The 3,171-nt window shown below is 60.5% G+C and carries 3 protein-coding genes; all 3 read left to right on the forward strand.

Features of this window, described 5'->3' with window-relative positions; all coding sequences use genetic code 11:
* Positions 1-114: 114 nt before the first annotated feature.
* Positions 115-1,008, forward strand: a complete 894-nt coding sequence (locus LQ956_RS14730; protein ID WP_238630318.1) for a hypothetical protein — start codon at positions 115-117, stop codon at positions 1,006-1,008.
* Between the two features lie 227 nt (positions 1,009-1,235).
* Complete coding sequence (locus LQ956_RS14735) at positions 1,236-1,373, forward strand: diguanylate cyclase (protein WP_347402361.1); 138 nt, start codon at positions 1,236-1,238, stop codon at positions 1,371-1,373.
* A 300-nt stretch (positions 1,374-1,673) separates the two neighbouring features.
* Positions 1,674-3,170, forward strand: a complete 1,497-nt coding sequence (locus tag LQ956_RS14740) for a SulP family inorganic anion transporter (protein ID WP_238623166.1) — start codon at positions 1,674-1,676, stop codon at positions 3,168-3,170.
* Position 3,171: the final 1 nt, after the last annotated feature.

Below are 3,171 nucleotides of genomic sequence, written 5' to 3' on the forward strand. Positions count from 1 at the left end.
GGGAAATGTTCAATTTCCCTGACCACTTGCCGATAAGGTGTTCATGAGGGGCCTGGCGAGGGCCACGGCGACCCATCCACTCAGCCGGCCGACACAGCCGTGAAGGGACCGAACATGAATGCAAAATCCGAGAGCTTGATGCGCCTGGTGGCGCTGACCCGCGAAAACAAGGATATCGGCGTCATTCTGGCGGAGTACGTCCGGAAGAAATATAAGGTCTCGGATGTCTCGGCCTTCATTTCCAAAGATATCCCGGGTGTCGCGGACAAGAATGCCCTCTATGATGAATGGGCGGACTGGATCGAAAACGGTGACTTTGACCGGTTCATCGTCGATGAGGCGCCACCACGACAGGCTGAACCGGAACCGGATATTGAGGACATACTGACCGCAGAGGCGCCTTCCGTCCAGAAACTGGAGCTGGTCAGTGATGCCATGTGGTCCAGGGAGGCAGCGGAAGAGGCGCCCCCCCCGGAAACCGGCGCGGAACACGACCCCGTCCTCGACATGCTGCTGCAGCAGGCCGGCGAAGAGGAATCAGAACCTGCCCGAGAGATTCCGCCCACGCCCCTGATCGAAGAGGCGATGGCGGAGGAAGAGATGTTGATGGAAACTGAACCTCATCCCACCATGGAAGTGGATGAAGTCATGCCGGAGACCGAGGCAACCGCGGAAACACCCACGGCTGAAGCGATGCCGGAGCCGGAGCCGGAGCCGGAGCCGGAGCCGGAGCCGGAGCCGGAAGAAGATACACTCATTCCTGATGACACCATGCCAGAACAAGCAACCGAGGCCCCCATGTCCGAACCGGAAGAAATGCCGCGGATCGATGAAGCACCCGCCGCAGCATCCGTATCCACCCCCGGCGCCATCGAAGCCGCCATTCATGCCATGATCCAGGCCGAGCTGGAGGCCCTGCCCAAGCAGGAACCACCAATCTCCGAAGAACGGATTCGCGAGATCATCCGTGAAGAGATCCGTGCCACTTTCAAGGCCATGTTTTCCTGATGTAACAGGCCTGCACTGATTACCGACCAGTGCAGGCTTGCCAAATCCGCACACGTTGCGGACACTGGCGGCATCATCAGCCATGTGCGGCCTTGTGCCGATGCAACTGCCCTCCCTTCGCCGTATCGCCACACCCAACGTCATCGGCCCGCCTGAAACCGCCAGCATCCGCGAGGCCATTCAGGCCATGAACCGGCACAGCATCCTGTGACGTAATTGAGGTGATCATGATCGACATCGATCACTTCAAGCTCTACAACGACCACTACGGCCACGGTGCCGGAGACGATGCCCAGCGGAAGGTGACTCAGACCTTGGACGAACAGCTGTACCGGGAATGTGGGCGCAATCAGGTCAGTCTCTGATCCATGACCCGCCGCGGTAATCTTGACATTCCCGCCCTTCATCCATACGATTGCGCCCCCTGAATTTTGCATTAATCCGGCACTTGGTCGCCGGTCCGTGTCGGACATCTTCTTGACCGGCATCGCTCTGATTTATCAGACGTTTCCCGGGCGCTTCCGCCCCGAATCCCTGAACGCTTCAAACATCGGATGCAGTGCGACCCCGGCGGGTCACGGCACAGGCCACGGAACCGCCAAGGACGTGCTGCATCGCAATATCCACGGGCCGCACGGCCCGGACCCAGCAGAAGGATACAATCCTTGATACAGTGGCAAAGAGTCAAACGGGAATGGTTTTCCAACATCCGGGCAGACCTGCTGGCCGGCCTGGTGGTGGCCCTGGCCCTGATCCCCGAGGCCATCGCCTTCTCCATCATCGCCGGCGTGGACCCCAAGGTGGGCCTGTATGCCTCCTTTTGCATCGCCGTGGTGATCGCCTTCACCGGGGGACGGCCCGGCATGATCTCCGCCGCCACTGCCGCTATGGCCTTGCTCATGATCACCCTGGTCAAGGAGCACGGGCTGGAATATCTGCTGGCGGCCACCATCCTCACCGGCTTTCTGCAGATCCTGGCCGGCTATCTGAAGCTGGGACGGGTGATGCGATTCATCTCCAACTCAGTCATGACCGGCTTCGTCAACGCCCTGGCCATCCTGATCTTCCTGGCCCAGCTACCGGAGCTGACCGGCGTGACCTGGCATGTCTACGCCATGACCGCCCTGGGCCTGGGCATCATCTATCTGTTCCCCTACGTGACCAGGTCCATCCCCTCCCCCCTGGTCACCATCGTGGTGCTGACCCTGCTGGCCTGGCTGCTGCAACTGGACATCCGCACCGTGGGCGACATGGGTGAACTGCCCGATACCCTGCCGGTCTTCCTGCTGCCGGACATCCCTCTGAACCTGGAAACCCTGTGGATCATCCTGCCCTACTCCCTGGCCCTGGCCGTAGTGGGGCTACTGGAGTCCATGATGACCCAGAACATCGTCGATGACCTGACCGACACCAAGACCGACCGGGATCGGGAGTGCAAGGGCCAGGGTATCTCCAACGTCGTCGCCGGCAGCTTCGGCGGCATGGCGGGCTGCGCCATGATCGGTCAGTCGGTGATCAACATCAAATCCGGCGGCCGCGGACGTCTGTCCACCTTCTCGGCCGGCATCTTCCTGTTGATCATGGTGGTCTTCCTGAGCCCCATCCTGAGCATCGTTCCCATGGCGGCCCTGGTGGCGGTGATGATCATGGTATCCATCGGAACCTTCAGCTGGAACTCCATCAAGAACATGAAGGCCCATCCCCTGAGCACCAACATCGTCATGATCGCCACCGTGGCGGTGACGGTGTTCACCCACAACCTGGCCATCGGCGTACTCACCGGGGTGCTGCTGGCTTCCCTGTTCTTTGCCAACAAGGTGAGCCAATTCATGTTCGTGGGCGCCGACTCCGATACCAACCCGGATGACAAAACCCTGCACCGCACCTACCGGGTCTATGGTCAGGTGTTCTTCGCCTCCACGGAAAAATTCATGGCCGCCTTCAATTTCCGCGAGGATCTGGATAAGGTGACCATCGATCTGTCCCGCGCCCATTTCTGGGACATCAGCGCCGTGGCGGCACTGGATCGGGTGGTGATCAACTTCCGCCGCGAAGGTACCGAGGTGGAAATCATCGGCATGAACGAGGCCACGGCCACCATCGTTGACCGCCATGCCGTCCATGACAAGCCCGATGCCGCCGACCGGCTGATGGGGCATTGAG

The organism is Ectothiorhodospira lacustris (assembly GCF_022227845.1).
GTDB lineage: Bacteria > Pseudomonadota > Gammaproteobacteria > Ectothiorhodospirales > Ectothiorhodospiraceae > Ectothiorhodospira > Ectothiorhodospira lacustris.